At 63.8% G+C, this 3,765-nt stretch carries 4 protein-coding genes; all 4 read left to right on the forward strand.

Features of this window, described 5'->3' with window-relative positions; translation table 11 throughout:
* Positions 1-739, forward strand: a 739-nt coding sequence (locus FRW57_RS18745; protein WP_152186733.1) for a substrate-binding domain-containing protein, incomplete at its 5' end; no start/stop codon positions are given.
* A 118-nt stretch (positions 740-857) separates the two neighbouring features.
* Positions 858-1,652: an ATP-binding cassette domain-containing protein gene (locus FRW57_RS18750; protein ID WP_203230411.1), complete on the forward strand. Its 795-nt coding sequence runs from the start codon at positions 858-860 to the stop codon at positions 1,650-1,652.
* Positions 1,653-2,651 carry an ABC transporter permease gene (locus FRW57_RS18755; RefSeq protein WP_152186734.1) on the forward strand — a complete coding sequence of 333 codons (999 nt, stop codon included), beginning with the start codon at positions 1,653-1,655 and terminating at the stop codon, positions 2,649-2,651. It abuts the gene before it with no gap.
* A 73-nt stretch (positions 2,652-2,724) separates the two neighbouring features.
* A complete protein-coding gene (locus FRW57_RS18760) occupies positions 2,725-3,693 on the forward strand; it encodes a nucleoside hydrolase (protein WP_152186735.1) in 969 nt (322 codons plus the stop codon).
* The last annotated feature ends 72 nt before the right edge of the window (positions 3,694-3,765 follow it).

The following is a 3,765-nucleotide window of genomic DNA, read 5'->3' on the forward strand; positions in this document are numbered from 1 at the left end:
CGTCTGGTGGTCCAGCTTTCGGCCATCGTCCTCGCGCATACCCCAGTCTCCCAGAACCAGGGCCAGAATCATTCGACATACTTACGCGTGTCTTAGTAACGGCACCAACCCCGCCATCGACGCCGCCCGCAAGCAGGGTGTCAAGATTATCTCCGTCGACACGAACATCGGCAAGGAGCACTACGACAGTTTCGTCGGCGTCGACAACGGGAAAGCCGCGCAACAATTCGGCCGCTACATGCTGAAGAACGGCTTTGCCAAGGGCACCAAGTACGGTGTGGTGGACGCCCGGAACTCCGAGATCCAGAACCTGCGCGAGGACAAGTTCAAGGAAGTCGTGAACGCGGCCGGTGCGACGTTCACTCAGGCTGTCAGCGGCGAGAACCAGAACGAGAAGGCAGCGACCGCGGCGGAAAACCTGCTGACTGCGCAGCAGGATCTCGATTTTGTCTACACGACGGGAACCCCAGCTACCCTCGGCGCGACGTCCGTGCTCAGCGGACACTCTAGTGATCGGCCGAAGGTTGTCGGGTGGGACCTCAGCAAGGAGATCATTAAGGGCATCGACGACGGCATCGTGCAGGCCGTTGTGCAACAGGACTCCAACGGGGAAGGCGTGGAGTCCGTGAAGGAGATGAAGCGCCTGATCGACGGGGAGAAGGCCAAGGGCGAGATCATCATTCCCATCACCATAGTCACCAAGGACAACGTGGATCAGTTCCGCGCCCTGTACAAGTAGCCGCGATGAGGCCTCGTCAGCGTCGGTCGCTGGGCTTGCCAGCTCCGGCTGGTCGCGGCCCGGACACACTAGGACGGGCAGGCTGCCCACCGGGCGACCGGAAGCCCACGCTGCCGAATTGGGCACGGTCGCTCAGCATCAGCGTTCGAAGGGATGGCAGGTCATGACCACTGTCGAATCATCGAGCCGCATCAGCATGCGAGACATACGCAAGTCCTTCGGCCCTGTGTCGGTGCTGCGTGGCGTTAACTTGGAGGTCGCCAGGGGCGAGGTGATCGGACTCGTCGGCGACAACGGAGCGGGCAAGTCCACACTGATGAAGATCCTCGCAGGCGCCGTGATACCCGATGCCGGCGAGATCGCCATCGACGGTGAGAGGGCAAGTATCACCGAGCCGAAGGTGGCCCGACAACTCGGGATCGAAATGGTTTACCAGGACTTGGCCTTGTGCAACGATCTCGATGTTGCGGCCAACCTCTTCCTCGGCCGCGAGCACTACCACCACGGCACTCGCAAGCTCGACCACGAGCGGATGCGCAATGAGGCCCAGGAGCATCTGCGGGACCTGAAGGTCCGGATCTCTGACACGCGGCAAGAGGTCTCGAACCTGTCCGGTGGCCAACGGCAGGCGGTTGCGTTGGCCAGAGCGGCCACGTTCCATCCCAAGATCCTGGTGCTGGACGAGCCTACCGCCGCGCTCGCCGCCGCCGAAGTAGCTCTCATCCTGGCGTTGATCAAAGAGATCTCCGCCCAGGGGGTCTCGGTCATCTTGATCACGCACCGTCTGCAGGACCTGTATGAGGTGGCTGACAGGTTTGTCGTTCTCTACGAGGGTGTCCTGGTCGCCGACCTCCCACCAAAGGAGACGTCGATGGAACAGCTCATCGCCGCCATGATGGGGCAGGTGGCCTAGATGGAACTCCGCAGAACCGCTGGGGAACCCCGGTCGCGCGCATTCCTGCAGGGGCATTGGATGATCCAGAACGTACAGACGGTCTCGATAGCGCTCATCTTTGTCTTCCTCGTCATCGTGTTCTCACTGCTCGACCCGCATCACTTCTTCACCGGTTCCAACCTGGCCAACGCGGCCCGACAGATCGCGCCGACCGTGATCGCATCGGTGACCATGACGTTCGTCATCACCTCCGCGGGCATCGACCTGTCCATCGGCTCGCTGCTGGCAGTCAGCGGCGCGTCGCTCGGAATCTTGGCGCTCCACATGAACCCGCTCCTCGCGCTGCTGCTGGTGCTGCTCATCGGGCTGGCCTCCGGTGTGATCGTGGGGTACCTGTCGGCCTACCAGGGCATTGCCGCCTTCATCGTCACACTCGCTGGTTTGACAGCGCTGCGTGGAGTGGCTGAACTCATCACCGGCGGCTACAGCAACCCGATCAACGCCCCGCTGCTCAAGTTTATTGGCCAGGGCAAGATTGCGGCGATCTACACACCGATCTGGATCGCTGCGGCGGTGGTCGCGCTCGGTTGGTACGTGTACTCCCACACTCGCTTCGGCCGGTACCTCAAGGCCATCGGCTCCAACGAGGAATCGGCCCGTCGGGTCGGCATCAACACCAGGCGCGTCAAGATGGCCGCCCTGGCGGTCTCTGGCTTGACCGCCGCCGTGGCCGGCATCCTCGTGTCCACCCGCCTTGGCAGCGGCTCCTCCAACATCGGGGTGGCCTTCGAACTCGAGGTCATCACCGCCGTCGTGCTCGGTGGTACGGATCTCTTCGGAGGCCGGGGGTCCATCATCGGCGCCCTGTTTGGTGCTCTGACTCTCGGCGTCCTGTCCAACGGCCTTGTCATCATCGGGCTCAATGTCTTCTGGGTGCCGATCCTGCAGGGTCTCATCTTGCTGCTGGCGATTCTGGCGAACACCAAGATCTTCTCGCGCATCGGGCATACCAGGTGAGCCGACGCACCGACCGGTCCAATCGCACTCCCTTCCGCGGGACGACCCGCGCTGACCACTCGTAGGAGCCTTCATGACGACTTCCGCCACGGCCACACCCGTGATTCTCGACTGTGACCCCGGGCACGACGATGCCGTGGCGATCCTGTTGGCGGTCGGATCACCGCGTATCGACCTCCTTGGCGTCACCACGGTTTTCGGCAACTGCGCGGTGGAGAACGCCACCCGCAACGCCTTGGACGTCCTCGCACTGGCCGGCCGGGAGGAGGTCCCGGTCGCCGCCGGGGCTGCCGAGCCGTTGCAGGGCGCGGCCGTCTTGGGTAACTACGTACACGGAGCCTCGGGTCTCGACGGGCCGGCGCTGCGGCGGTCGACCGCCAGCCCGGTCTCGACCGACGCGGTGGCTTGGATGGCTGACGCAATCACCGAGTCAGACCGCCCTGTCACGCTGGTGGCCACTGGGCCGATAACCAACGTCGCCCGGTTGATCAACGCGCGTAGGGACCTACACCCCAAGATCGCTGAGGTCGTCTTCATGGGGGGCTCAACGGAGCGTGGGAACCACACGCCATACGCTGAGTTCAACACGTACGCCGATCCCGAGGCGCTGGACGTCGTTCTGCGATCCGGGATTCGCGCGCGCATGGTGGGGCTGAACCTCACCCATCAGGCGCTTGCGACCCCCACAGTGGTGGAACGCATGTGGCAGCTGCCGCGAGACCTCGGCGAAGTGGTGGCGTCCTGGATGGGCTTCTTCGGCGGCTCTTACCGGAAGATCTGGAACTTCTCGTCGCCGCCGGTCCATGATCCGTGCACGATTGCTGTGTTGATCGACCCCTCCCTCATTGTCTGGCAGCACGCCTTCGTCGCAGTGGAGACCGTCGGCGAGTTCACCCGCGGCGCCACCGTCGTCGACCTTGACCAGCGCTGGCCGCAGCGGCCCGCCAACGCCGAGGTCGCCATGCGGCTCGACGCCGATCGATACTGGGACCTCGTACTGGCGGCCATCGGACAGCTAGTACTACAGCCGCACTTATGGTGAGGCGCCGCGGCGGGCGTAGTGGCAGCGTTGGGCGCGGGCTTGATGTCGGCGTCGCCAGTGGGACCAGTCGAG

The sequence above is a fragment of the Segeticoccus rhizosphaerae genome (assembly GCF_009192725.1).
GTDB lineage: Bacteria > Actinomycetota > Actinomycetes > Actinomycetales > Dermatophilaceae > Segeticoccus > Segeticoccus rhizosphaerae.

Excerpts from the sequence above, each read along its gene's own strand:
- FRW57_RS18760 (WP_152186735.1), top strand. The coding sequence starts at position 2,725 with ATGACGACTTCCGCCACGGCCACACCCGTGATTCTCGACTGTGACCCC.
- FRW57_RS18755 (WP_152186734.1), top strand. The coding sequence starts at position 1,653 with ATGGAACTCCGCAGAACCGCTGGGGAACCCCGGTCGCGCGCATTCCTG.